The organism is Streptomyces sp. NPDC007917 (assembly GCF_042959105.1).
Taxonomy (GTDB): Bacteria; Actinomycetota; Actinomycetes; order Streptomycetales; family Streptomycetaceae; genus Streptomyces.
Genome location: NZ_JBIBKK010000029.1, coordinates 106,483 through 131,696 on the forward strand (window position 1 = coordinate 106,483; position 25,214 = coordinate 131,696).

Consider the following 25,214-nt stretch of genomic DNA (forward strand, 5'->3'; position numbering starts at 1 on the left):
GCCGGTCAGGGCTTGGCCGTCATGAGGTCGCCACGGCGGCCGAGTGAGAAGCCGCCTCCTTTGGGAGGGGGAGGAGTCACACGGAGATGGTACGGCGCGCAACGCGCTGTGAGGATCCATCAGCTGTCGGGTTCATCACTCCGAGCAGGGGCAGTTCGCCCCTGCTCCATCTCCCTGATCAGATCCTGGAACTCGGAGCGGATCCAGTCGCGGGTGGCCACCTCGCCCATGCCCATCCGCAGCGCCGCGATCTCCCGGGCCAGAAACTCCGTGTCGGCGATGGAACGCTCGTCCCGGCTCCGGTCCTGCTCCAGGGTAACGCGGTCGCGGTCGGCCTGCCGGTACTGGGCGAGCAGGATCAGCGGGGCCGAGTAGGAGGCCTGCAGCGAGAGCATCAGCGTCAGGAAGATGAACGGGAAGGAGTCGAACCGCAGCCGCTCCGGGGCCAGGACGTTCCAGCCGAGCCACACGGCGACGAAGACCGTCATCCAGGCGATGAAGCGGCCGGTGCCCAGGAAGCGGGCGATCCGCTCCGACGCCTTGCCGAACGCCTCCGGGTCCCACCGCGGCAGCCGGACGCGGCGGCGCTCCCTGGGCCGGTCGAGCCGGGCTCCCTCACCGGCCATCGGGGACCTCCGGCCAGCCGTCGGGGGTCTCGGGCGGGCTTCCGGGGACCGTCTGCGGTCTGCCGGGGACCGCGGCCGGCGCCATGCCGTACAGCTCCCGCTCCCGCCAGTCGGGCGGCAGCAGGTGGTCGAGCACATCGTCGACGGTCACGGCGCCGAGCAGCGATCCGCTCTCGTCCACGACCGGCGCCGTGACCAGGTTGTACGTGGCCAGATAGCTGGTCACACCCGGCAGCGGGGCCTCGGGCGGCAGCGGCCGCAGATCCGTGTCGACGACCGAGCCGACGAGGGTGTACGGCGGCTCGCGCAGCAGCCGCTGGAAGTGCACCACGCCCAGGTAGCGGCCGGTCGGCGTCTCGTCCGGCGGCCGGCACACATACACCTGCGCGGCCAGCGCGGGGGTCAGGTCCTGGTTGCGTACGCGGGCGAGCGCGTCCGCGACCGTCGCGTCGGGCCGCAGCACGATCGGGTCGGGCGTCATCAGCCCGCCTGCCGAGCCCTCCTCGTACGACATCAGCCGCCGCATGTCCGCCGCGTCCCGCGGGCGCATCAGGGCCAGCAGCCGCTCCTTGTCCTCCTCGGGGAGCTCGGAGAGCAGATCGGCCGCGTCGTCCGGGTCCATCGCCTCCAGGACGTCGGCCGCGCGCTCCTCCTGCAGCTTGCCGAGGATCTCGACCTGGTCGTCGTCCGGCAGCTCCTCCAGGACGTCGGCGAGCCGTTCGTCGTCCAGCGCCGCGGCCACCTCGCCGCGGCGCTTCTCGGAGAGGTGGTGCAGCACGTTGGCCAGGTCGGCGGGGCGCAGCTGCTCGAAGGTGGCCAGCAGGTTCTCGGCGCCCTGCCCCTTCTCCTCCAGGGAGAAGCCGGTGACCGCGGACCAGTCGACGGTCAGCGTCTCCCCGCGCCGCCGCAGCGCGCCGGACCTGCCGCGCCGCACGAAGACCTTGTCGATCTCCCAGTCACGGCGCGCGGGCAGCTGCGCCATGGCCACGTCGAGGACCGTGACCTCCTCGCCCGTCTCCACCAGCCGTACGGTGCGGTCCAGCAGCTCGCCGAGTACCAGAGTCTCGGTCGGGCGCTGCTCGAAGCGCCGCATGTTGACCACGCCCGTGGTGATGACCTGGCCGGACTCGACGCCGGTCACCCGGGTCATGGGCAGGAAGATCCGGCGGCGGGTGACCACCTCGACCACCAGACCCAGCAGGCGCGGCGGCCGCCCGCCCAGGCGCAACATGGCCACCAGGTCGCGGACCCGGCCCACCTGGTCGCCGTTGGGGTCGAAGACGGGAACACCCGCGAGGTGCGAGACGAACACCCTGGGGGCGCCTGCGGGCATGTCATGCGCCTCCCTGTGTCATGAACTCTCCGGCTGATGCCGGTTTGGCGGCTATATATGACTATTGCTTTGAATGCCGGGTTCAGGCTAGCGCGCCGGGCCCTGCCCTGCCGCCGGACGGGTCCCCCTGGCCACCGCCGGGAGGCACCCCCTTCCGCGGGATCGTGCCGACACCCCCGGACGGCACCGGTACGCTGCCCCTGCACCGGCTTCAGGAGGCAGAGCAGACGTGCGCACCCGGAACACGGCTGTCGTGGCGGCGATGTGCGCGGGGTTGGCCGCGGCGCTCGCCGGATGTGGCGGCGACGGCGGCGGCGAGGACCCCGACGCGGGCACCAACGGCGTGGGCAAGCTTGCCCCCGCCAAGATCGAGGCCAAGGCCCGGAAGGCCGCCGGGGACGCCGAGGCGGTACGCCTGTCCGGCGAGCTCGTCACCAAGGGGCGCACCTACAAGGTCGACATGCGGCTCACGTCGGACGGCGGCACCGGCCAGGTCTCCACCGAGGGCAGCACCTTCCAGCTGCTGCGCGTCGGCAAGGACCTCTACCTCAAGGCCGGCGCGGCCTTCTGGACCCACAAGAGCGAGGGCGGCGGCGGGCACAACGGAGCCGACGCCGCGGAGAAGCTCGACGCCAAGTATGTGAAGGTGCCGGTCCGCGACCCCTCGTACAAACGGCTCAGCGGGCTGACGGACAAGACCCTGCTGCTCGACGGGCTGCTCGGGCTGCACGGCGAGATCTCCGTGGGCGACCGCGGCAAGGTCGGCGGCGTACGGACCATCCGGATCCGCGGCGGCGGGGGGAGCGGCGGGGCGCTCGACGTCTCCTTGGAGGGCAGGCCGTATCCGCTGCGGCTGGAGCGGGCGGGCCGCGCGGGCGTCATCCGGCTCGCCGACTGGGACAAGGACTTCACGCTGGCCGCGCCCGCCAAGGACGAAGTCGTGGACTACGGACAGCAGATCCCGAGCGGTACGTAGCGGCTCAGGGCGTCAGCGGCTCCGCGCATCAGCGCATGAGCGGTTCAGCGCGTCAGCGGCCCTTGCGGGCGCGGCCGCGGCGGGCGAGCAGCTTGGGGAGCCCGGCGGGCATCGGGCGGCGGGTGACGGCCGGGCTGGGCGGCGGGGACGCGGCCAGGGAGCCGGACGGCAGCTCCTCGAGCTGAGCGGACGCCGGCTCCAGGCGCAGCACCCGGCACTCACGGGCCCAGCGCTCGGCGATCCGCTCGGCGTCCGGGGCGTTCAGCCGCTTGCCCTTCAGCTCGTCGACGGCGGCCGTCCAGGCCTCGCCGCCGGGCGCGAGTTCGGCCACCCGCGCGGACCAGCTGACGAGCCGTCCGCCCTTGTCCTTGCTGCGCACGGTGACGGTGGCGGCGCCGCCGTCCACCAGACCGAGGTCGCGAAGGGGCTGCTCCCCGGGGCCGTCCCCGACCAGACAGACCGCGCCCTCGTGCCACACATGCCACAGCGCGCGGTCGGCGGCCCGGGCGCCGGCCGCGCCACGGACCCAGACGAGGGCGGACTTCTTGGCCGCTTCCTCGATGAGGGCGCGGTCCATCGGGGTCTGCGTCATGCGGACAGCCTATGGCCACGCGGGACGACCGCCGTACGGACGGCCGTCCCACCACGTGGGCGGACAGTTCCGAAAGGGCCCCATGCCTCTTTACGCTGAGGCCGTGTCCAATGCCAGCTCCAGCCGCTCCGGGACCTCCACCGGTGTCGGCCCGGCCGGTCCGGCCGGAACCGGCACCCCCGCCCCGCAGGCCCCCGCCGGGTACCCCACCGCCCACTCCGCCACCACCCTCGACGGAGCGCTGCTGGCGCTCGCCGTCGCCTCCGTCTCCTTCTCCGCGCCCCTGGTCGCCGCGACGGCGGCCCCGGCCCTGGCCGTCGCGTTCTGGCGCAACGCCATGGCGGTCGGCGCGCTCACCCCCTTCGCGCTGCTGCGCCACCGGCGGGAGCTGCGCGGGATGGGGCGCCGCGGGCTGCTGCTGTCCGCCGGGTCGGGGGCGCTGCTCGCGCTGCACTTCGGGGCGTGGCTGCCCAGCCTGCACATGACCTCCGTCGCCTCGTCGACCGCGCTCGTCACCACGACCCCGATCTGGACCGCGCTGCTGCTGCGGCTGCGCGGGCAGCGCCCGCCCGCCCTGGTCTGGGCGGGCATGTCGGTCGCCCTCCTCGGCGTGCTGCTGCTGACCGGGGTCGATCTGTCGCTGTCCACGCGCGCGCTCGCGGGCGACGCGCTCGCGCTGGTGGGCGGCATCGCGGCCGCGGGGTACGTGGTGCTCGGCGCCGAGGTGCGGCGGACGGTGTCCACGACGGCGTACACCTACGTCTGCTACGGCACCACCAGCGTGCTGCTGCTGGTCACCTGCCTGGCCTCCGGCACCGCGCTGGGCGGCTACAGCGGCGCGACATGGCTGAAGCTCGCCGCGCTGACGCTCACCGCGCAGCTGCTGGGCCACTCGCTCATCAACCGCGTGGTCAAGGGCCTGGGGCCGTCCGTCACCTCGACCTCGCTGCTGCTCGAGACGCCGGGCGCGGCCCTGATCGCCGCCCTGTGGCTGGGCCAGACGCCGCAGGCGGTCGCCTACCCGGCGCTCGCGGTGATCCTGGTCGGCCTCGCGCTGGTGGTGCTGGCGGACCGCAGGAAGCCGGGCTGAGCTCAGAGCCAGCCGTTGCGCTTGAAGCCGCGGTGGATCACAAAGCAGATCGCGACCGTGACGACGAGCACCGCCGGGTAGCCGAACCTCCAGCGCAGCTCCGGCATGTAGTCGAAGTTCATCCCGTAGATCCCGGCGATCATCGTGGGCACGGCGAAGATCGCCGCCCAGGACGTGATCTTGCGCATGTCCTCGTTCTGGGCCACGGTGGCCTGCGCCAGATTCGCCTGCAGGATCGAGTTGAGCAGGTCGTCGAAGGCCAGCACCTGCTCATTGACGCGCGCCAGGTGGTCCGCGACGTCCCGGAAGTACTTCTGGATGTCCGGGTCGACCAGCCGCATCGGCCGCTCGCTCAGCAGCTGCATCGGCCGCAGCAGCGGCGAGACGGCCCGCTTGAACTCCAGCACCTCGCGCTTGAGCTGGTAGATCCGCCCCGCGTCGCCGCCCCGCCGGGAGCTGGCCGCGGAGAAGACGTCGATCTCGACCTCGTCGATGTCGTCCTGGACCGCGTCGGCGACCGCGAGATAGCCGTCCACGACCTGGTCGGCGATCGCGTGCAGCACCGCCGAGGGGCCCTTGGCCAGCAGCTCGGGGTCCTCCTGCAGGCGGTGGCGCAGCGCGCGCAGCGAGCCCTGGCCGCCGTGCCGGACGGTCACGATGAAGTCCCGGCCGGTGAAGCACATGACCTCGCCGGTCTCGACGACCTCGCTGGTGGCGGTGAGCTCCGCGTGCTCCACGTAGTGGATCGTCTTGAACACCGTGAACAGGGAGTCGTCGTACCGCTCCAGCTTCGGCCGCTGATGCGCCTGGACCGCGTCCTCCACGGCCAGCGGGTGCAGCCCGAACTCCTGGGCGATCCCCGCGAACTCCCGCTCGGTCGGCTCGTGCAGCCCGATCCAGGCGAACCCGCCCTCGGCGCGCGCCCGCTTCATGGCCTCGGCCGGGCTGCAGTGGTCGCTGACCCGCCGCCCGTCGCGGTAGACGGCGCAGTCGATCACCGCGCTGGAGACGGAGGGGTCGCGGGTGGTGTCGTAGTTGCTGGTGGCGCGGGTGCGGCGCAGGGCGGGGCGGACGGCTGCGCGCAGGTCACGGATCATCGACATGACGGGCTCCTTCACGGGCAGGCCGTCAGCGGCGGGCGCGCGGCGCAGCGCGGCCCGGAAGGTGGGCGTACGGGCTCCGGTGGCCGTACGTCCGCAAAGCGGGCGGCGCTCCGTGCGATGGCGCTGACGGAAGTTCGCGTTAGAAAAGAGACAAAGCGTTACGAAGGCGCTCTACCGTCAAGTGCCCTGGATGCGAATCAACTTCACGTGTTTCACCGCCGAGCGGTGGGGTACGGAAGGTTTTAGATCAAGAACAGCCGCATACCGAGGGGGAGAGGACGGGAGAACTGTCGGTACTGCACGGTCGACTAGGATCCACCGCAGCCCCACCTCCTCCGGTCGGTCCCCCTTGAGGGATGACGTGTAACTCCCTGGGCAGGCGCCAAGGCTATCAGCCGTCTGAAGCGTTAAGTCGACGCTTTGCCTGTTCGATACGCGATCTATGCTCGCCGCATGTCAGACGTTCTTCAGCTGGTCGAGGCCCGGTTGCGTACGGCGCTGGGCGATCCTGACGCCCGCGCCGCCGTGACCTTCGTCGGCACGGACCGCATCGAGGTGCTGCGCTTTCGCGAAGCGGACGTCGTGCGTTACGTCACACTCGGCATGTCCGACCGGCCGATGACCGACCCGACCGCCGTTGTCGCCGACCCGCTGCGCGGCCCGCGCGCCGAGCTGGTGCTGACGGTGCGGATCGGCGGCCCGGCCGCGCGCCCCGAGCTGTCCGTGCTCGACGAGGTGCTGCGCCCGCTCGCCGTCCTCGCCGCGTCCCCCCAGGTGGAGGGCGTGGTGATGGCGCCGGGCGCCTCGCTGGACCTGGGCGGGCCGCTGTGGCCGGGGGCGCCCTTCACCTCCGTACTGGTGGCCGAACCGGGCGGGCTGGTCGAGGACTTGGAGCTCGACGGGCCCAGGGACCCGGTCCGGTTTCTGCCGCTGCTGCCCATGACCGGGAACGAGGCGGCGTGGAAGCGGGTGCACGGCGCGGGCGCGCTGCAGGACCGCTGGCTCAGGCACGGCACGGATCTGCGCGACCCGGCCCGCTCCGGGGTGCCGCTGGCGAGCTGAGCCGAGGAGGTCCGGCCGTGGGAGCGTGGCCCGCCCGCGTCGCATCCGGACGGGTGATCGTCCTTGACGTGGGGACGCCCGGGGAGGACCGTGGGGCCCTATGAGGGGCGAACCCAGTTGCCCGAAGTGCGGTGGCCGGGTGCGGGCGCCCGGTCTCTTCGCCGACTCCTGGCAGTGCGGGGTGCACGGCACGGTGCATCCGCTCCAGCCGGTCGTCCCGCCGAGCGTCGAAGCACTCGTGGTCGTGACCAACCGTGCCCGCGTGCCCGTGTGGATGCCGTGGCCGCTTCCGGTCGGCTGGCTGTTCACCGGCGTCGCATGCGCCGGCGACGACCGCAGCGGCGGCCGGGCCACCGCCGTGGCCTGCTCAGGACCCGGGCCGCTGGGCGGGCCCGGGGAACTGCTGCTCGTCGCGGAGGAGCTCGGGGTCGGGCTCGGCGCGCGCTACGCCGGGATCCGCGGCCCCGACCCGGGGCCGGGCATGCGGGTCGACCGGGCGCCGCAGGTCAAGGTGTTGGCCGCCGGGCGGCCCACCCCGCTGTGGCTGGTCGAGGGCACGCCTGATGACCGCGCGGTGTTCGCGGGGGAGGCGTGCGGGCTGTGGCTGTGGGCGATCGTATGGCCCGAGCAGACCGGCCTGATGATGTACGACGAGATGGTGCTCACCGATCTGCGGGATGCCGGGGCCGAGGTGGACCTGGTGCCGTGCGGGGCGCTGTCGCCGCGGATCCTGGGCTGATCACCCCGGCCGCGGCCGGTTATCCTGAAGCGTCCCCTCCGTTCCCCCGCCGCAGCTGGGAGCCCGCGTCGTGCGCATCGATCTGCACACCCACTCCACTGCGTCCGACGGCACGGACACCCCCGCCGAGCTGGTCCGCAACGCCGCCGCGGCCGGTCTTGACGTCGTCGCGCTCACCGATCACGACACCGTCGGCGGGTACGAGGAGGCGAAGCGGGCGCTGCGCGCCTGTTCCTCGGGGCTGACCCTGGTGACCGGCGCCGAGCTGTCGTGCCGGCTGGCGCTCCCGGCGTCCCCGGGCGCTTCGGACGCTTCGGAGGACGGCGCCGCGGGGGTGAGCCTGCACATGCTGGCGTATCTCTTCGACCCGGCCGAGCCGGAGCTGGCGCGCGAGCGCGAGCTCGTCCGCGACGACCGGGTGCCGCGCGCCCGGGCGATGGTCGACAAGCTGCGGGAGCTGGGCGTGCCGATCACCTGGGAGCGGGTGGCGCGGATCGCCGGTGACGGGGCCGTGGGGCGGCCGCACGTGGCCACCGCGATGGTCGAGCTGGGTGTCGTCGACAGCGTCTCGGACGCGTTTACGCCGCAATGGCTCGCCAATGGCGGCCGGGCCTACGTCGAGAAGCACGAGCTCGACCCGTTCGACGCGATCCGCCTGGTCAAGGCGGCCGGCGGGGTGACCGTCTTCGCGCATCCGCTGGCCCTCAAGCGCGGGCAGTGTGTGCCCGAGAGCGCGATCGCCGAGCTCGCCGCCGCGGGTCTTGACGGCATCGAGGTGGACCACATGGACCACGACGAGCCCACGCGCAAGCAACTGCGCGCACTCGCCGCCGAACTCGGCCTGCTCACCACGGGCTCCAGCGATTACCACGGCAGCCGTAAGACCTGTCGTCTCGGTGAGTACACGACGGATCCCGAGATCTACGGAGAGATCGTCCGCCGGGCGACCGGGGCGTCCCCGGTGCCGGGCGGGGTCGGCTGAGCGGGCCGCCCGGACGTACAAGCGCCCCCGTGCGACGAGGCACGGGGGCGCCCACAAGCTGCGTACTACGAACCGCGTACTACAAAACGTGTACTACCTGCGGGGCGTTACCGGGCGGAGCTTTCGGCGGGACGGATGTAGATGCGCTGACCGATTGCGGCGGCCTGCTGCACGATCCGGTTGACGGAGGCGGCGTCCACAACGGTGCTGTCCACGGCGGTGCCGTCGACATCGTCGAGGCGCATGATCTCGAAGCGCATGGCTTCTCCCTTCGTCTGATCCTCCTGAGGAGAACTGTGATGTGAGACGGACGCGTGCGGCGCCTGTGCCGCGCGCGTCCATGGGGTTCAACAGCGGGTGCCCTGAAAAACATTCCCTACGCTAAAGAAAATTTTCGGGTGCCTAATTACCGTCTCGTACCAGGTCCGGTTGTGTCCTCAGCGCGTCGGCCCGGAGAATGAACCGCGTATGAGTGACGTCACGCCTCCGGGCCAACCAGACCTCGCCTCGGTCGTCGCGGGCATCGAGCGCACCAATGAGCTGCTGCAGCGGGTCCTCGCCGAGGTCGCGACCACCCCCTCCACCCACGCGATATTCGTGGACGCCGGCTACGTCTACGCGGCCGCCGGCCGACTGGTCGCCGGGACCGAGGACCGCAGAGCCTTCGAGCTCGACGCCGAGGGGCTCATCGAGGCGTTCATCGACAAGGCCCGCACGATCTTCCCGGACAGCAGGCTGCTGCGCGTCTACTGGTACGACGGCGCCCGGCGCCGTATCCACACCTCCGAGCAGCAGAGCATCGCCGAGCTGCCCGACGTCAAGGTCCGGCTCGGCAACCTCAACGCCAACAACCAGCAAAAGGGCGTCGACTCGCTCATCCGCTCCGACCTGGAATCCCTCGCCCGGCACCGCGCCATCGGCGACGCGGTGCTGATCGGCGGGGACGAGGACCTGGTCTCCGCGGTCGAGGCAGCGCAGGGGTACGGCGCACGGGTGCACCTGTGGGGCATCGAGGCCGTCGAGGGGCGCAATCAGGCCGAGCCGCTGCTGTGGGAGGTCGACAGCCAGCGCACGTTCGACCTCGACTTCTGCAAGCCGTACGTCACCCGCCGCCCGGCGGGCTTCGAGCCGTACGGAGCCGACCCGGCCCAGGGCGCGCCCGCCCCCAGCCGCGACGACGTCCGCTTCGTCGGGGCGCAGATCGCCGCGCGATGGCTGTCCTCGCGCGGCCGGGAATCACTCGCCGAGCTGCTGCCCGGCCACCCCTACCTGCCGGGCTCGGTCGACCAGGAGCTGCTGATCGACGCGGAGGCCCTGCTGCGGCTGTCGCTGCGTACGCACGCCGATCTGCGGCGGGCGCTGCGGGACGGCTTCTGGGAACACCTGCAGGCCCAGTACTGACGCGTCAGCCCTTGGGCGCGACACCGCGCCAGAAGTCGATCAGCGCCTCGGCGGTGGGGAGCGGCCGCTCGGCGTTGGGAGAGTGCCCCGCGCCCGGGATCACGGTGCGGCGGGCGCCGAGCCGTTCGGCCATCTCGTCCATCAGCGGCACCGGCCAGGCGTAGTCCACGACCCCCGACAGCACATGCTTGGGCAGCGCCACCCCGGCCAGCTCCGCGACCCGGTCCGGCTCGCGGTTCAGCTGCCGCCCGGTGGCCATCAGCTGCTCGGGGACGGTGCCGAGCCAGCGCTCGTGGAGGAAGTCCTCGACGCCGGGCGGCGTGTTCTCCTCGGGCGCCTCCGGCGGGTCGAGCTCGCGCATCGCCTGCCAGACGTGCTCCATGTCGGTCACGGTCAGCGCGTCGATCAGCAGCTTGGTGCGGGCCTGCTGCGACTCGGAGATGGCGCCGGGACCGGAGCTCATCAGCGTCAGCGAGGCGAAGGCGTCCGGGGCCATCATCACGGCGGCCCGTACGACCAGCCCGCCGAGCGAGTGCCCGAGCACATGCGGCGGCAGCACGGAGCCCTCGGCGGCGGCGCCACCTGCGCCCAGCGCGTCCGCCTGCGCCAGGACGTCCCGGGCCAGCTCCTCCTGCGCATACGCCGCCTCGTCCCGCGGCCCGCCCGTCTCGTGCTGCCCCCGCCCGTCGACCGCGACCACCCGGAACCCGGCACGGGCCAGCGGCTCCAGCAGCGCGATGAAGTCCTCCTTGCTCCCGGTGAACCCGGGCACCATCAGCACCGTGCCCCGCACCCTCCCCTCAGGGCGCGCGTCATGCACGGCGAACTCCCCGCGAGCGGTACGAAGACGGTGGGCACGGGCGCACCCGGGCAGCGTGAGGAACGGCGGCCTGCTCATGCGCCGAGGCTAGCGCGTACCCGGAAAATCCTGGCTAACGTGCCATGACGTGTGCCGCGTGTGCCGCGTGGCCGCGTGGCCGCGTGCGGGGGCCGCTGGGCCCGCCGCGGGCCCGGCGTTCGGCGTCCGGGGCCTCTCCTCCGGAGGGTCCGCGGCCGCCTGCGGTGATGCCACCGCGCGGGTGACGCCGAGGTCGGTCGCTGCCTCTGACGGCCGGTCGTGGCTGGTGGCGGGTGCCGGTGCCGGCCGCTCGGGAAATCGGCCGCTGCGCCCGCGCGGCGGTGTCGCTGCGTGGCCGTGAGCCGGGGCCAGGGAGGCCGAAGGGCCCGGTCCGTGGGAGCGGATCGGGCCCTTCGGGCGGTTGGGGCGGGTGGCGTCAGCTCGTCTCGGTGGCTTCGGCCTTCGACGCCGCCGAGCGGGTGCGGCGACGGCGGCGGACCGGCTTGGCCTCGCCTTCCCCGGCCTCGGCCGGGGCCGCCTCGGGCTCCGTCGGAGCCGGCGCCGCCGCTTCCGCGGCCTTGGCCGCCGAGCCGCGGGTGCGGCGACGGCGCGGCTTGGCGGCCGGGGCCTCGGCGGCCTCGGCGGACTCGGGGGCCGCCTCGGGCTGGGGCTGGGCGGTGTCGGTCACGGCCGTGGCCGGGCCCTCGGCCGTGGCGACTGCCGCCTCGGCGTCGGTGCCGGTGTCGGCCGCCTTGGCCGCGACTCCGGCGCGGGTGCGGCGCCGGCGGCGGGGCTGCTTCGGCTCGGCGCCGGCCTCCGGGGCCGGGGCCTGGGCCGTGCCGTCCGCGGTGTCCACGGCGGCCTCGGCCGCCTCGCCCGCCTGAGCCGAACCGTCGGCCTCCCCGTCGACCACCACGCCGCCGCGCAGCCGGCGCCGCTGGCGCGGCGTGCGGGTGCGGGCGGGGCGCTCCTCGGCGGGCGCCGCCGAGCGGCGGGTGCGCCCGGACCGGGCGCCGCGGGCGCCGGTCTCGCCGAGGTCTTCGATCTCCTCGGCGTCCAGGCCCGCCCGGGTGCGCTCGGCGCGCGGCAGGACACCGGTGGTGCCCTCCGGGATGTTCAGCAGCTCGTACAGGTGCTCGGAGGTGGAGTAGGTCTCCTCCGGCTCGTTGAACGGCAGGTCGAGCGCCTTGTTGATCAGCTGCCAGCGCGGGATGTCGTCCCAGTCGACGAGGGTGATGGCCGTGCCCGACGCGCCCGCGCGGCCGGTGCGGCCGATGCGGTGCAGATACGTCTTCTCATCCTCGGGGGACTGGTAGTTGATCACATGCGTGACGCCCTCGACGTCGATGCCGCGCGCGGCGACATCGGTGGCCACCAGCACATCGACCTTGCCGTTGCGGAAGGCGCGCAGCGCCTGCTCGCGCGCCCCCTGGCCGAGGTCGCCGTGCACCGCGCCGGAGGCGAACCCGCGGCGGGAGAGCTGGTCGGCGATGTCGGCGGCGGTCCGCTTCGTACGGCAGAAGATCATGACGAGCCCGCGGCCCTCGGCCTGCAGCACCCGCGCCACGACCTCCGGCTTGTCCAGGGAGTGGGCCCGGAAGACATGCTGAGTGATGTTCGCGACGGTCGCGCCCTCGTCGTCCGGCGCGGTGGCGCGGATGTGGGTGGGCTGCGACATGTAGCGCCGGGCCAGCGAGATGACCTGGCCCGGCATGGTCGCCGAGAAGAGCATCGTCTGGCGTTTGGCGGGCAGCATCTGGATGATCTTCTCGACGTCGGGCAGGAAGCCCAGGTCGAGCATCTCATCGGCCTCGTCGAGGACGAGGGACTTGACGGCGGAGAGCCGCAGCTTCTTCTGGCCCGCCAGGTCGAGCAGCCGGCCGGGGGTGCCGACGACCACGTCGACGCCCTTCTTCAGGGCCTCGACCTGCGGTTCGTACGCACGGCCGCCGTAGATCGCCAGGACGCGCACGGCGCGGACCTTGCCGGCGGTGAGCAGATCGTTGGTGACCTGCTGGCAGAGCTCGCGGGTGGGGACGACCACGAGCGCCTGCGGGGCGTCGGTCAGCTGCTCGGGCTCGGCCCGGCCCGCCTCGACGTCCGCGGGGACGGTGACGCGCTCCAGCAGCGGGAGGCCGAAGCCCAGCGTCTTGCCGGTGCCGGTCTTGGCCTGGCCGATGACGTCGGAGCCCGAGAGGGCCACGGGGAGCGTCATCTCTTGGATGGGGAACGGGGACGTGATGCCGACGGCCTCAAGGGCCTCGGCCGTCTCGGGGAGGATCCCGAGGTCTCGGAAAGTGGTCAGGATGCTTGCCTCTTCTGTGAGACGCGGCGTGAGGCGGCGAAGGGGGTCGCACGGCGCCCCGAGTACAACCGGCCTTGGGGTGGCCGGTCCGGCGCGGGACCACTGCCCTCGCTCGAGCGCTCATACCGCGAGCGGGTCCCTCCTGCCGTGCGCACGATTGCATGCGCGCCGCGCGGAGGGCGGTCGGTTTGGAGCCGATCGGGCCACCGACCGGGCATCCGTATGCGTGGAACGACCCGCCGATACTCGACGGGCGCCAATAGCACTGTACCCCGAGACCGCGCATCTGTGACCGGGATGCCGGATGCGCCCCGTTGCCGGTCCCGGCTGACCAGGGCCTTCCGCGGGGCGCTCAGCGGGCTATTGTGCGGACCATGGAGACGTCTGACACACCGGAGAACGGCCCCGCCGCCGGGGAGCGCACCGAGGGACACGCCGACGGGGAGCGCACCGGGATCGCCGCCCAGGACTGGGCGCGGGCGGCCGCCGAGCCGCAGTACCGCGCCGCCGTGGTGGACCTGCTCGGCGCCCTCGCCTACGGCGAGCTGGCCGCCTTCGAGCGCCTGGCCGAGGACGCCAAGCTGGCGCCCACGCTGGAGGACAAGGCGGAGCTGGCGAAGATGGCGTCCGCCGAATTCCACCACTTCCAGCAGCTCAGAGACCGGCTGGCGGAGGTGGGCGAGCAGCCGACGGCGGCCATGGAGCCCTTCGCGGCGGCGCTGGACGGGTTCCACCGCCAGACCGCGCCGTCGGACTGGCTGGAGGGCCTGGTCAAGGCGTACGTCGGCGACTCGATCGCCAGCGACTTCTACCGCGAGGTGGCGGCCCGGCTGGACTCGGACACCCGCGGGCTGGTGCTGAGCGTGCTCGACGACACCGGTCACGCCTCGTTCGCGGTGGAGAAGGTGCGGGCGGCCATCGAGGCGGACCCGCGGGTCGGCGGGCGGCTGGCGCTGTGGGCGCGGCGGCTGATGGGCGAGGCGCTGTCGCAGGCGCAGCGCGTGGTCGCGGAGCGCGACGCGCTGTCCACGATGCTGGTGGGCGGGGTGGCGGACGGCTTCGACCTGGCGGAGGTCGGCCGGATGTTCTCCCGGATCACCGAGGCGCACACCAAGCGGATGGCCGCGCTGGGCCTGGCGTCCTGAGCCGCGTCCCGAGCCGCCGGGCGGAGCGGTAGCGCGCGGCCCGCGCCCCGGGAGGGGTGCGGGCCGCGGTACGTGTGGGGTGGGTGGTGCCTCTCAGGCCGGCGCGGAGCGGCGGAGCCCGCGCGCCGGGCGGATCAGCAGCGACAGCAGCGCCACCGAGAAGCCGAGCGCGACGATCAGCACCGTCGGTGTGTGGCCCGAGCCCAGCACGGTGTGGGTGAGCAGGGAGCCGAGGAGCGCGGCCGCCGGGCCGGTGGACAGCAGCAGGCGTCGGGAATGGAACCTTCGGGGCTGCCAGCGGCCCGCCCCGTAGGCGATGGCGAGACCGATCAGTAGGGAGCCGAGCGCTTCCAAGATCATGGTGCGTCCTTCCCGTGAGCGGATCGGCGCCCGGGCCGCGTGGTACGTCGGCGCCGAGCCCCGGTCGCAGCCGTACTACCCCCGGCCGGAGGCGGGCAACCCTGCCCGGCCGGCCGAACTCGAAGCGGGCGTTCCGCGCGGGCGCACGGAAAGCGGGCGCACGGAAAGCGGGCGCACGGAAAGCGGGCGCACGGAAAGCGGCGGGGCCCGGTGAGGATTCCCACCGGGCCCCGCCGCCTTCCGTTGGCGCGGACGCTGCTCAGAGCGCGCTGAAGCCGACCTTACGGGCGGCCGGCTCACCGATCTCGACGTATGCGAGCCGGTCGGACGGGATCAGGACCTTGCGGCCGTGCTCGTCCACCAGGGTCAGCAGCTGCGCCTTGCCGGCGAGCGCGTCGGCCACCGCGCGCTCGACTTCCTCGGCAGACTGCCCGCTCTCCAAGATGATCTCGCGGGGCGCGTGCTGCACGCCGATCTTGACCTCCACGGCTTTGTCCCTCCGACGGTCAGTTGGGGTGCGCGGCCAGCCGCGCCGTACGCAGCACACATTAGCCGGGCGCGGAGACCGGACGGGCCGTACGGGCGCACGCCCGCAGCGAACACACGACCCGGCCGCCGCCCGCGGCTCAGTGGCCGCCGTCGGCCCCGTGCAGCGGGAAGCCCGCGATCCCCCGCCAGGCGAGCGAGGTGAGAAGCTGCACCGCCGTATCGCGCGGCACGGCGCTCTCGCTGGAGAGCCAGTAGCGCGCGACCACCTGCGAGACCCCGCCGAGGCCGACCGCCAGCAGCATCGACTCGTCCTTCGACAGGCCGGTGTCCTCGGCGATCACCTCGCTGATCGCCTCGGCGCACTGCATCGAGACCCGGTCCACGCGCTCGCGCACGGCCGGCTCGTTGGTCAGGTCCGACTCGAACACCAGGCGGAAGGCACCGCCCTCGTTCTCGACGTACGCGAAGTAGGCGTCCATGGTGGCGGCGACGCGCTGCTTGTTCTCGGTCGTCGACGCCAGCGCGGTGCGCACCGCCTGCAGCAGCGCCTCGCAGTGCTGGTCAAGCAGGGCCAGATAGAGGTCGAGCTTGCCCGGGAAGTGCTGGTAGAGCACGGGCTTGCTGACCCCGGCGCGCTCGGCGATGTCGTCCATGGCCGCCGCGTGATAACCCTGTGCCACGAAGACCTCCTGGGCCGCCCCCAGGAGCTGGTTCCGTCGGGCTCGGCGCGGCAGGCGCGTGCCCCGCGGGCGCGCCTCGGTCTGCTCGATGGCTGTCACGCCGCCTCCCAATGTGTGTTCTGTGCACGGTGTCCACCGCGTCGCCATCGTACTTTTGGGTAACAGGGCGGCGCGCGGTCCGTACTGAGAATTTCACGGGCCGCACTCCGTGGAAAGTCGATAAAGCTGACAAATGGCGCGGTTCACGAGTAGTCGTCCTCGTCCACCTCGACGACCCGGGTCTGCTCCATGCGGTCCGCCTCGTTCGCCTCCACCAGGGCGTCGCCGTTCATGGGCTCGTCCCGGTGCGGAAGGAGGTCGAGATGCTGCTCCGCGGCGTCCACTTCAGGCGCTTCGACGTCCTCCACGGCGAATTCGGTGGCGTCGTCTTCCTCGAAGGTCTCGGGGTCGCTGGGGTCGATGGACATTTCTCCCCTTCCTCAGGTTCCTCGGGTACCCGGGTGCGGGCGCTGTCCCGTCCGCCCCGGCCCGGAGTGATCGTCCCTGTGTGCTTACGAGCCTAGGAGAGCTCACTTTCGGACGCTACGCGGCCTGTGAGGGCGAACACAGGGGCTCCGAGTGTGATCGTCTCGTAACATTGCCGCATGTCTTCGACCGAGCAGCCGGATGCCCGCATCGTCCCCGCGGTCCCGCCCGCCCGGCCCGTTCGCGTCGGAGCGGGGGAGCGGCTGCGCACCGTGCGCCTCCCCGGGCTCACTCTCACCGTACGGTCTCGACCGCCGGTTCGGAACGGTCTGCCGCCCGCCCTGTATGTGCACGGGCTCGGCGGCTCCTCTCAGAACTGGTCCCTTTTGATGGAACCGCTCGCCGACCGGGTGGACGGAGAAGCCCTCGACCTGCCCGGCTTCGGCGACTCCCCGCCGCCGGACGACGGCGACTACTCCATACCCGGCCACGCCCGTGCCGTGATCCGCTATCTCGACACGAGCGAGCGCGGGCCCGTGCACCTGGTCGGCAATTCACTCGGCGGCGCGGTCTCCACCCGCGTCGCCGCTCTGCGACCGGACCTGGTGCGCACCCTCACCCTCGTCTCACCCGCGCTGCCCGAGCTGCGCCCCCAGCGCACCGCGGTCCCCACCGGCCTGCTCGCGATCCCCGGCGTGACCCGGCTGTTCACCCGGCTCACCAAGGACTGGAACGCGGAGCGGCGCACCCGCGAGGTGATGGCGCTCACCTACGGTGACCCGGGGCGGGTCAGCGCCGAGCACTTCGCGCTGGCGGTGGAGGAGTTCGAGCGGCGCCTCGCCCTCCCGTACTTCTGGGACGCGCTGACGCGCTCGGCGCGCGGCCTCGTCGATTCGTACACGCTCGGCGGCCAGCACTCGATGTGGCGGCTGGCCGAGCGGGTGCTGGCGCCGACGCTGCTGGTGTACGGCATGCGGGACCAGCTGGTGTCCTACCGCATGGCGCAGCGGGCCGGGGCGGCCTTCCGCGACTCGCGGCTGTTGACGCTGGTGGACGCGGGGCACGTGGCGATGATGGAGTATCCCGAGGCAGTGGCGCGGGGGATGCGCGAACTGCTCGACGACGTGACAGGCAGAGAAGGCAGAGCAGGCCGGGAGGGCCGGGAGGACGGTGGCCGCCGGGGCGACCCGGGGATGCGGACCGCCTCGGTGCCCGGCGCGGACGGGAGCAGTGCGGCGCGTGGGTAAACACAGCGCACGTGGCAGCCAGGAGGACCGCGGCCGCCGGTCCGGGCAGGCGGGCCAAGGCCCCGCGCCTGGTGGCGGCCGTGGCCCCGGTGCCGGTCCCGGCTTCGTTGAGTACACACCTCCCGGCCCGGCCGGGGGGCCGGGCACCGGCCGCAGGCGACGGGTGGTGCCGGGCCCGGGTCCTGGTGCCGGTCCTGGTGTCGGTCCTGGCGCAGGGCCTGTTGTGGGGCCCGGTCCTGGTTTTGGGCCTGGTTCCGGACCCGGTCCTGGGCCCGGTGTGGATCCTGGCGTGACGCCGCCGCAGGGCGTGCCGCGGATGCGTCCGCAGGGGCCCGGGGTGCCGCGGGCCAGGGGCGGGCACCCGGAGCACCACGAGCCGGGCGGCGGCTGGGGCGCCATGGGCGGACCGGGTGGACCGGGTGGCCGGATGGTCCCGGGTGGCCCCGGGGGCCCGGCGGGTCCCGGCGGTCCGGGGCGTCCCGGTGGTCAGGCGCGCCCCGTGGGTCAGGCCGGCCCTGGTGGTCCGGTGCGGCGCGGCGGATTGAGCGGTGTGCCCCAAGGCCCCGGCGGTCCGGGCGGCCCGGGTGGTGTTCCCGGCGGGGCGCGGGCGTCGTTCGGGGCGCGGACCGCGAGCCCTCCGCAGGGCGCGACGGTGGGCGGCCTGATGCCCGGCCCGCGCAAGGAGTACGTCGACGCGTTCGACACCTTCGAAGCCCTCGACTGTGACGGCGAGGACGTCTTCGCCGCGGGCGCCCCGTCGGCGCCGCGCCGCGCCGGCGCCGACGGGCGCGGGACGCACGACGACCCTCGCGCCACGGACGCTGCCGACGCGGAAGACGACGGTGAGGACGGGCCCCAGGAGGCCGGGGACGCCGCCAAGGGCGGCAAGGGCCGGACGTTCACCGGCGTGGCCGCCGCGGCCGTGACCACCGTGCTGGCGGTCGTGGTCGCCGGACAGGTGGCCAACGGGCCGCAGGACAGCGGCAACACCGCGCGGGCCCAGGGCGGCGCGGGGCGCACCGACGCCGCGGGCGACGGCGACGACGGGCGCGGCGAGCGGGCGGCGCGGCCCGACCCCACCATCCCGGCCCCGAGAGCCACCTCGTACGACACGCTGATGACGCGGAAGTTCCCGCTGGACCCGAAACTGAGCGGATCCGGCGCGTTCACGACCATCCCCGGGCAGGACAAGGGGACCGGCCGGGGCCGGGAGCTGCGCTACCGCGTGGACGTGGAGAAGGGGCTGCCGCTGGACGGCGAGCTGTTCGCGCAGGCCGTGCACAAGACGCTGAACGACGACCGCAGTTGGGGCCACGGCGGGACCCGTTCCTTCGACCGGGTCTCCTCCGGCCGCGTCGACTTCGTGATCACGCTGGCGAGCCCCGGCACCACCGCGAAGTGGTGTCTGAAATCCGGTCTGGACACCACCCAGGACAACGTCTCCTGCGACTCCGCCTCCACCGAGCGCGTCATGATCAACGCCTATCGGTGGGCGCAGGGCGCGAAGACCTTCGGCGACGACAAGATGCACGCGTACCGGCAGATGCTCATCAACCACGAGGTGGGCCACCGGCTCGGGCACAACCACGAGATCTGCGGCCGGCAGGGCGCGCTGGCGCCGGTGATGATGCAGCAGACCAAGTTCCTGACGACCGACGGGGTGACCTGTCGGCCGAACGCCTGGCCGTACCCCAGGTGACGGACGGCCGTACCACTGCGGCGGTGCCACTGCCGCCCGCCGTTTGTCGTACGGAGCCCCACAACGCCTGACGCCGGGGAAGGTCACGGGCGTTCACCCCTTCCGGTGGTGCGACGGACAACCGTCCGTCGCACCACCACCCCGCCCGCATAACGTGCTCCCGCTGCCGGACGGCGGCGCGACGGCTTGCCGACATGCGAGATCGGGGGTGCGCTCATGCGCGTGGGACTGCTCACGGAGGGTGGGTATCCGTACGCGGGTGGTGAGGCCCGGCTGTGGTGCGACCGGCTGGTACGGGGGCTGGCCCACCACGAGTTCGAGGTCTACGCCCTCAGCCGGAGCGCCCGCCAGGCGGCGGGCGGCTTCGTGGAGCTGCCCGGCGCGGTGCGGCGGGTCCGCACCGCGCCGCTGTGGGGCGAGGGGGCGCGGGCGCCGCGCCGGGGCGGGGGCCGGGGGCGGTACGGGCGGCGCGAGCGGCGGCGGTTCGCGGAGTGCTTCGGGGACCTGGCGGCGGCGATCAGCGCGCCGGGCGGACCCGGGAACCCCGGCGCCACCGGGATTCCAGGGGCTCCCGGGGTCGTCGGGTCCGCCGGGGCCACCGTGTCGGCCGGGGCCGCCGGATGGCAGGCGGACCGTTTCGCCAGCGGCCTGTACGGGCTCGCCGAGCTGGCCCGGGAACACGGCGGATTGCCCGCCGTGCTGCGTTCCGAGACGGCCGTGCGCGCGCTGGAGCGGGCCTGCCACACACCCGGTGCCCTTCAGGGCGCGCACCGGGCGCGGGTGGCCGACCTGCTGACCGTCACCGCCGCCCTGGAGCGCGCGCTGCGCCCGCTGTCGCTCGACTGGTACGGCGACGGCTCCGCCCGCGAGGGCTCAGCTGCTGAGCCGGGACTGTCCGGCGTGGACCTGTGCCACGCCGCCTCCGCGGGCCCGGCCGTACTCCCGGGGCTGCTGGCCCGGCACTTCTTCGGCACCCCTCTCCTGGTCACCGAGTGCGGCGTACGGCTGCGCGAGCACTACCTGACGAGCGCGGCGGGTCCGGGCCGCGCGGTGCTCTCCGCCCCGGCGCGGACGCTGCTCGCCTCGTTCCAGGGCCGGCTGACCGCCGAGGCGTACGCCCGCGCGGCGCTGATCACCCCCGGCAACACCCATGCGCGCCGCTGGCAGGAGCGCTGCGGCGCCGCCCCGGAGCGGCTGCGCACCGTCTACCCCGGCATGGACGCGAGCCGCTTCGCGGAGGTCGGCGAGCGCGGTGCGGGCGGCGGCGCGGGGGCGCGAGGCGACGACGGCTGGACGCTGGTGTGGCTGGGCCGTCTCGAGCCCGCCAAGGACGTCGTGGCGCTGCTGCACGCCTTCGCCCAGGTGCGGCGGGCGGTGCCCCGGGCACGGCTGCGCCTCGTCGAGACCGGGCGCCCTGCCTCCGCAGCCGGGGGCTACCCGGCCCAGTGCCGCGCCCTGGCCGCCCACCTCTTCCCCGACGACCCCCCCGACCACCCGGTCTCCTTCGAACGCCTCGGCGACCCGGGGCTGCCGTCCGCGGCGGACGCGTACGCGGCCGGGAGCGTGGTGGTGCTCTCCAGCGTCGTCGAGGGCTTCCCGGTCGGGCTGGTGGAGGCGATGTTCTGCGGGCGCGCCACGGTGTCGACGGACGTCGGAGCGGTGTGCGAGGTCATCGGCGGCACGGGCCTGGTGGTCCCGCCGCGCAACCCACGGGCACTCGGTGACGCGTGCCTCGAACTCCTCGCCGACCCCGAGCGCCGCGAGCGCCTGGGCGCCGCGGCGCGCGCCCGCGCGCTGGAGCTCTTCACCGCCGAACAGAACGTGGTGGCCTTCCGCGGCATCTATCTGGAGCTCATGTCGCACTGCCCGGTACACCGGGGGGAGTACGGCCCGGACGGCGAGCCCGTGCTCTTCGCCCGCCCGGCGGAGGCCCACATCCCAGGCCGCTGGGCGGCCACCGGCGGCCCGGGCCCCTCCGTCGCGACCCACACCCCCACCTGGGCCACGGCCCCGTCCGCCCCCGAACCGGACCCCTGGGACCCGGGCCCGTACGCCCCGCTACCCGAAGAGGCGCGCCCATGAGCCGGCGTCCAGGCGATGCGGGCCCGGAGGACGCCGACGCCACCGGGGCGGCTCCCGGGACTTCCGGGGATGGGGACGGCGGTGCGCCGTCCGGCGCGGGCGGAACGTCGGGCCCTGGGGGTGAGGGAGGGCCCGCGCGGCGGGGGCGTCAGGCGGACGCCCCGCGGACTCCGCGGAGCCCCGGGGGATGGGACGCGACGTCACGCGCGCTCGTGAGCGCGGCGCCCGCAGGGGGCGGGGGCGCTCCGTCGTCGGGGGCGCAGGAAGGGTCCGCCGGGGAGGTGGGGTTCGCCGATCCTGTGCGGGAGTTGATGCAGCGGCATCACGAGTTGTGTGCGCACGCCGTCGATCCGCTGGAGATCGCCGCAGGTCTCGAGGCCCATGGCGTGACGGACCGCACCGCCGCCCGGTTCCGGCATCGGGATGTCTTCTCGCTCGCCGAGGAGCTGTACGCGCGCGTCCCCCGCGACGACGAGGGCCCGGGCGACCCGGCCGGCCCGGCGGTCGCGCCGTCGCGCGGGCGGGTCGGCGGGCGGCTGGCTCTGGGCGCGCTGCACCTGGTGCCCGGGGTGCTGGGGGCGGCGACCGCCGTCGGGCTGGCCAGGGCGCAGGGCGGGGTGGCGGGGGTGCGGGTGGCTGCCGGGGCGGGTGGGGGCGCGCTGGCGGTGGCCGCGTTGTGGCTGTGCCTGGCGCGCGGGCCGCTGAGGGTGCGGGGCGGCGGGGTGGCCGGGCGGCTGGCCGGGCTGCTCCGCGCCGGCTGGCTCATCGCGTACGCCCTGTGCGGCGACTGGCTGCTCGACGGGCTCAGGACCGGCGCCTGGCGCCCGTACGGCGCCGCGTCCGCCGCAGAGGCGGTCGTCGTCCTCGCCCTCGCCGTCGCGCCCGCCGCGTGGTGTGCGCGCTGGTTCGCCCGGCGGGCGCGCCGGAGGCTGGCGGGCAGCCGTGGGCTCGCGGAGTTCGGGGCGGGGGTGCGGCCGCTGCTCGCGGGCGCGGTGGCGCTCTTCCTCTGTGCCCTGCCGCCCCTGGTGCTCGCGGTCCGGCTCGCCGTCCGGTTCGCGCTGCCGCTGCCCGCCCGCCCGCCCCAGGCCGTCCCGACGGCCGGCGCGGCCGTGGTGACCGTGTGCGTCCTGCTGTTCGTCGCCCGGCTGCTCGCCGTCCACGGCTTCCGCGGGGCCGCCGCCACCGGCACCGCCGTGGCCTGCGCGGCCGAGGCGGCGGTGCTGGGCGGGGCCGCGGCGGGCCGGCTGCCGGGCGGCGGGGCGCTCGCCGAGGCCGTGGCGGAGGCCTCGGCCGTCTGCGGACCCGCCCCCGTCCCGGCCGCGGTCTGCGGCGTCACCGCCCTCGCGCTGCTGGCGTACGCCTTCGCCGCGCTCTCCCGCGCCTCGGCCCACGCCCCGGGCGCCCCGTACGCGTACCCCGCCTCGTACCCCGAGGCTTCGGAACTCGCCGCCCCCCTCCGCCCCATCACCCCAAGGAGCACATGACATGAGCGACGACATGACCGACCCACAGCCCCAGGAGCGTGACTGATGAGAGTCCTGCTGCTCGGCTCCGGGGGATATCTCGGCCGCTATGTCGCCGAACACCTGCTCGCCGACCCCGCCGTCCAGCTCACCGCGCTCGGCCGCGGCGACGACGCCGATGTGCGGTTCGACCTGTCCACCGGCAGCCCCGGCGCGCTGACCCGGTTCCTGAACGCCGTCCACCCCGGAGTGGTGATCAACTGCGCGGGTGCGACCCGTGGCGGGGCGCGGGAGCTGACCCGGCACAACACCGTGGCCGTGGCGACGATCTGCGAGTCGCTGCGGCGCAGCGGCTGCGGCGCCCGCCTGGTGCAGGTCGGCTGTTCGTCCGAGTACGGGCCGTCCCAGCCCGGCTCGTCGACGGCGGAGGACGCCGTGCCGCGCCCCGGCGGCCCGTACGGGGTGAGCAAGCTGGCCGCGACCGAGCTGGTGCTGGGGTCCGGTCTGGACGCGGTGGTGCTGCGGGTCTTCTCGCCGGTGGGGCCCGGCACCCCGGCCGGGTCGCCGCTGGGGCGGCTGGCCGAGGCGATGCGCCGGGCCATGCAGGCCGGGGACGGCGAGCTGAAGCTGAGCGGCCTCGGGGTGCAGCGCGACTTCGTGGACGTACGGGACGTGGCGCGGGCGGTGCACGCGGCCTCGCTCTCGGCCGCGCAGGGGGTCGTCAACATCGGCAGCGGGCGGGCCGTCCGGCTGCGCGACGCGGCCGCCGTGCTGGCCCGGGTGGCGGGCTACGGCGGCACGCTGCACGAGATCGACGGCCCGCCGGGGCGCGGCCCGCTGCACCACGCCGCCCCGGGCGGCCCGGCCGGTCCCCAGGTCGAGCATGTGGGCGGCGGGGCGGGTTATCCGTACCCGGACGGCTGCGGCAGCTGGCAGCAGGCGGATGTGCGCACCGCGCGCGACCGGCTCGGGTGGCGCTCCAGGATCGCGCTGGAGGAATCCCTGGCCGACATCTGGATGGAGGCGGCGTGCCGGATCTGAGGGCGGTCGGGAAGGCCGGGCCGACGGTCGGCGGCGGCGCTGCCCGGGTGATGGGACGGTTCCGTCTCGCGGACCGGACCACCCGTCTCGGAATGAGATGGGCCATGGCAGTGTTACCAGGAGAAGAACCCTGCTCCCACCCACTACGGAGTCCCCGTGTCGCTGCCACCCCTGGTCGAGCCGGCCGCCGAGCTCACCGTCGACGAGGTCCGCAGGTACTCACGCCATCTGATCATCCCTGATGTGGGGATGGACGGGCAGAAGCGGCTGAAGAACGCCAAGGTGCTGTGTGTGGGCGCGGGCGGTCTCGGCTCGCCCGCGCTGATGTACCTCGCCGCGGCCGGTGTCGGCACCCTCGGCATCGTGGAGTTCGACGAGGTAGACGAGTCCAACCTGCAGCGCCAGATCATCCACAGCCAGTCGGACATCGGCCGCTCCAAGGCGGAGTCCGCGCGCGACTCGGTGCTCGGCATCAACCCGTATGTCAACGTCGTGCTGCACGAGGAGCGCCTCGAGGCAGACAACGTGATGGAGATCTTCTCCCAGTACGACCTGATCGTGGACGGCACGGACAACTTCGCCACCCGCTATCTGGTCAACGACGCGTGCGTGCTGCTGAACAAGCCGTACGTCTGGGGGTCGATCTACCGCTTCGACGGCCAGGCGTCGGTCTTCTGGTCCGAGCACGGTCCCTGCTACCGCTGCCTGTACCCGGAGCCCCCGCCGCCCGGCATGGTCCCGTCCTGCGCCGAGGGCGGCGTGCTCGGTGTGCTGTGCGCCTCCATCGGTTCGATCCAGGTCACCGAGGCCATCAAGGTGCTCACCGGCACCGGCGAGCCGCTGGTCGGCCGTCTGATGATCTACGACGCCCTGGAGATGTCCTACCGCCAGGTCAAGGTCCGCAAGGACCCCGACTGCGCGGTCTGCGGTCAGAACCCCACCGTCACCGAGCTGATCGACTACGAGGCCTTCTGCGGCGTCGTGTCGGAGGAGGCCCAGGAGGCGGCGGCCGGTTCGACGATCACTCCCAAGCAGCTCAAGGAGTGGATCGACGACGGCGAGAACATCGACATCATCGACGTCCGCGAGCCGAACGAGTACGAGATCGTCTCGATCCCCGGCGCCCGGCTGATCCCGAAGAACGAGTTCCTGATGGGCAGCGCCCTGCAGGACCTTCCGCAGGACAAGAAGATCGTCTTGCATTGCAAGACGGGTGTCCGATCGGCGGAAGTGCTGGCCGTCCTGAAGTCCGCCGGCTTCTCCGACGCGGTCCATGTGGGCGGCGGCGTCATCGGCTGGGTCAACCAGATCGAGCCCGAGAAGCCCGTCTACTGACGCGGTCGTAGCGACGCCGTAGCGACCCCTGTAGCGACGTCGTAGAGACGCGAAGGGCCCCGCACCGCTTGGGTTCTAACGGTCCTCGCAACACCCGCGATCTGTGGGAGTTGCGAGGACCGTGGCCGTTGGACGCGATGATCTTGCGGGGTTGAGGGAGT

At 73.7% G+C, this 25,214-nt stretch carries 25 protein-coding genes; 14 read left to right on the plus strand and 11 right to left on the minus strand.

The genetic code is table 11. From position 1 onward, the window contains the following. Positions 1 to 119: 119 nt before the first annotated feature. Positions 120 to 626 carry a DUF1003 domain-containing protein gene (locus ACFZDL_RS38615; RefSeq protein WP_353587258.1) on the minus strand — a complete coding sequence of 169 codons (507 nt, stop codon included), beginning with the start codon at positions 624 to 626 and terminating at the stop codon, positions 120 to 122. Continuing rightward, positions 616 to 1,959, minus strand: a complete 1,344-nt coding sequence (locus ACFZDL_RS38620; protein WP_353587256.1) for a magnesium transporter MgtE N-terminal domain-containing protein — start codon at positions 1,957 to 1,959, stop codon at positions 616 to 618. Before ACFZDL_RS38620 ends, ACFZDL_RS38615 begins: the two co-directional genes overlap by 11 nt. 229 nt (positions 1,960 to 2,188) lie before the next feature. Between ACFZDL_RS38620 and ACFZDL_RS38625 the strand changes: the two genes are divergently transcribed. Continuing rightward, positions 2,189 to 2,935: a hypothetical protein gene (locus ACFZDL_RS38625; RefSeq protein ID WP_391193590.1), complete on the plus strand. Its 747-nt coding sequence runs from the start codon at positions 2,189 to 2,191 to the stop codon at positions 2,933 to 2,935. A gap of 52 nt (positions 2,936 to 2,987) precedes the next feature. Here the strand turns inward: ACFZDL_RS38625 and ACFZDL_RS38630 are convergent, their stop codons facing one another. Next, entirely contained in the window at positions 2,988 to 3,527 is a 540-nt protein-coding gene (locus tag ACFZDL_RS38630; protein WP_353587254.1) for a hypothetical protein, read from the minus strand. A 103-nt stretch (positions 3,528 to 3,630) separates the two neighbouring features. On the opposite strand from ACFZDL_RS38630, the gene ACFZDL_RS38635 reads away from it, so the two are divergent. Next, positions 3,631 to 4,617 carry a DMT family transporter gene (locus ACFZDL_RS38635; RefSeq protein WP_353587252.1) on the plus strand — a complete coding sequence of 329 codons (987 nt, stop codon included), beginning with the start codon at positions 3,631 to 3,633 and terminating at the stop codon, positions 4,615 to 4,617. Between the two features lie 2 nt (positions 4,618 to 4,619). Here the strand turns inward: ACFZDL_RS38635 and ACFZDL_RS38640 are convergent, their stop codons facing one another. Then, entirely contained in the window at positions 4,620 to 5,720 is a 1,101-nt protein-coding gene (locus ACFZDL_RS38640) for a magnesium and cobalt transport protein CorA (protein ID WP_353587250.1), read from the minus strand. Positions 5,721 to 6,173: 453 nt separating this feature from the next. Between ACFZDL_RS38640 and ACFZDL_RS38645 the strand changes: the two genes are divergently transcribed. The 3 genes from ACFZDL_RS38645 (at position 6,174) to ACFZDL_RS38655 (ending at position 8,503) form a co-directional block, all read left to right on the plus strand. Further along, a complete protein-coding gene (locus ACFZDL_RS38645; RefSeq protein ID WP_353587248.1) occupies positions 6,174 to 6,782 on the plus strand; it encodes a suppressor of fused domain protein in 609 nt (202 codons plus the stop codon). 100 nt (positions 6,783 to 6,882) lie between these two features. Further along, positions 6,883 to 7,521 carry a DUF6758 family protein gene (locus ACFZDL_RS38650; protein ID WP_043486859.1) on the plus strand — a complete coding sequence of 213 codons (639 nt, stop codon included), beginning with the start codon at positions 6,883 to 6,885 and terminating at the stop codon, positions 7,519 to 7,521. A gap of 70 nt (positions 7,522 to 7,591) precedes the next feature. Continuing rightward, positions 7,592 to 8,503, plus strand: a complete 912-nt coding sequence (locus ACFZDL_RS38655) for a PHP domain-containing protein (RefSeq protein WP_353587246.1) — start codon at positions 7,592 to 7,594, stop codon at positions 8,501 to 8,503. 107 nt (positions 8,504 to 8,610) lie between these two features. Here ACFZDL_RS38655 and ACFZDL_RS38660 read toward each other — a convergent pair whose 3' ends face one another. After that, positions 8,611 to 8,763, minus strand: coding sequence for a hypothetical protein (locus tag ACFZDL_RS38660; protein WP_014176661.1), 153 nt, complete (start codon positions 8,761 to 8,763; stop codon positions 8,611 to 8,613). A gap of 208 nt (positions 8,764 to 8,971) precedes the next feature. Between ACFZDL_RS38660 and ACFZDL_RS38665 the strand changes: the two genes are divergently transcribed. Further along, a complete protein-coding gene (locus ACFZDL_RS38665) occupies positions 8,972 to 9,904 on the plus strand; it encodes an NYN domain-containing protein (RefSeq protein WP_353587243.1) in 933 nt (310 codons plus the stop codon). Between the two features lie 4 nt (positions 9,905 to 9,908). Here ACFZDL_RS38665 and ACFZDL_RS38670 read toward each other — a convergent pair whose 3' ends face one another. Then, on the minus strand, positions 9,909 to 10,802 hold the full coding sequence (locus ACFZDL_RS38670) for an alpha/beta fold hydrolase (protein ID WP_353587241.1): 894 nt from the start codon (positions 10,800 to 10,802) through the stop codon (positions 9,909 to 9,911). 376 nt (positions 10,803 to 11,178) lie between these two features. Next, entirely contained in the window at positions 11,179 to 12,957 is a 1,779-nt protein-coding gene (locus ACFZDL_RS38675) for a DEAD/DEAH box helicase (protein ID WP_353587240.1), read from the minus strand. Positions 12,958 to 13,412: 455 nt separating this feature from the next. Here ACFZDL_RS38675 and ACFZDL_RS38680 point away from each other — a divergent pair, with 455 nt between their 5' ends. After that, positions 13,413 to 14,192, plus strand: a complete 780-nt coding sequence (locus ACFZDL_RS38680; protein WP_391193599.1) for a ferritin-like fold-containing protein — start codon at positions 13,413 to 13,415, stop codon at positions 14,190 to 14,192. Between the two features lie 93 nt (positions 14,193 to 14,285). Here the strand turns inward: ACFZDL_RS38680 and ACFZDL_RS38685 are convergent, their stop codons facing one another. The 4 genes from ACFZDL_RS38685 to ACFZDL_RS38700 form a co-directional block, all read right to left on the minus strand. Further along, on the minus strand, positions 14,286 to 14,552 hold the full coding sequence (locus ACFZDL_RS38685) for a hypothetical protein (RefSeq protein WP_353587236.1): 267 nt from the start codon (positions 14,550 to 14,552) through the stop codon (positions 14,286 to 14,288). A gap of 259 nt (positions 14,553 to 14,811) precedes the next feature. Beyond that, positions 14,812 to 15,039 carry a DUF3107 domain-containing protein gene (locus tag ACFZDL_RS38690; protein WP_353587234.1) on the minus strand — a complete coding sequence of 76 codons (228 nt, stop codon included), beginning with the start codon at positions 15,037 to 15,039 and terminating at the stop codon, positions 14,812 to 14,814. A gap of 139 nt (positions 15,040 to 15,178) precedes the next feature. Then, positions 15,179 to 15,820: a TetR/AcrR family transcriptional regulator gene (locus ACFZDL_RS38695; protein ID WP_353587233.1), complete on the minus strand. Its 642-nt coding sequence runs from the start codon at positions 15,818 to 15,820 to the stop codon at positions 15,179 to 15,181. Between the two features lie 143 nt (positions 15,821 to 15,963). Next, entirely contained in the window at positions 15,964 to 16,188 is a 225-nt protein-coding gene (locus tag ACFZDL_RS38700) for a hypothetical protein (protein ID WP_353587231.1), read from the minus strand. Between the two features lie 177 nt (positions 16,189 to 16,365). On the opposite strand from ACFZDL_RS38700, the gene ACFZDL_RS38705 reads away from it, so the two are divergent. The 7 genes from ACFZDL_RS38705 to moeZ all read left to right on the plus strand — a co-directional run bounded on the left by ACFZDL_RS38705 (position 16,366) and on the right by moeZ (position 25,053). Continuing rightward, the gene (locus ACFZDL_RS38705) at positions 16,366 to 17,433 is read left to right on the plus strand and encodes an alpha/beta fold hydrolase (RefSeq protein WP_353587230.1); all 1,068 of its coding nucleotides are present in this window, start codon (positions 16,366 to 16,368) and stop codon (positions 17,431 to 17,433) included. 11 nt (positions 17,434 to 17,444) lie between these two features. Then, the gene (locus ACFZDL_RS38710) at positions 17,445 to 17,726 is read left to right on the plus strand and encodes a hypothetical protein (RefSeq protein ID WP_353587229.1); all 282 of its coding nucleotides are present in this window, start codon (positions 17,445 to 17,447) and stop codon (positions 17,724 to 17,726) included. A 257-nt stretch (positions 17,727 to 17,983) separates the two neighbouring features. After that, complete coding sequence (locus tag ACFZDL_RS38715; RefSeq protein WP_353587228.1) at positions 17,984 to 19,132, plus strand: DUF3152 domain-containing protein; 1,149 nt, start codon at positions 17,984 to 17,986, stop codon at positions 19,130 to 19,132. 216 nt (positions 19,133 to 19,348) lie between these two features. Next, complete coding sequence (locus tag ACFZDL_RS38720; protein WP_353587227.1) at positions 19,349 to 21,214, plus strand: DUF3492 domain-containing protein; 1,866 nt, start codon at positions 19,349 to 19,351, stop codon at positions 21,212 to 21,214. A 311-nt stretch (positions 21,215 to 21,525) separates the two neighbouring features. Next, positions 21,526 to 22,698, plus strand: coding sequence for a hypothetical protein (locus ACFZDL_RS38725; RefSeq protein ID WP_353587226.1), 1,173 nt, complete (start codon positions 21,526 to 21,528; stop codon positions 22,696 to 22,698). A gap of 45 nt (positions 22,699 to 22,743) precedes the next feature. Further along, on the plus strand, positions 22,744 to 23,718 hold the full coding sequence (locus ACFZDL_RS38730; RefSeq protein WP_353587225.1) for an NAD-dependent epimerase/dehydratase: 975 nt from the start codon (positions 22,744 to 22,746) through the stop codon (positions 23,716 to 23,718). Positions 23,719 to 23,874: 156 nt separating this feature from the next. Next, positions 23,875 to 25,053, plus strand: a complete 1,179-nt coding sequence (moeZ, locus tag ACFZDL_RS38735) for an adenylyltransferase/sulfurtransferase MoeZ (protein ID WP_353587224.1) — start codon at positions 23,875 to 23,877, stop codon at positions 25,051 to 25,053. The last annotated feature ends 161 nt before the right edge of the window (positions 25,054 to 25,214 follow it).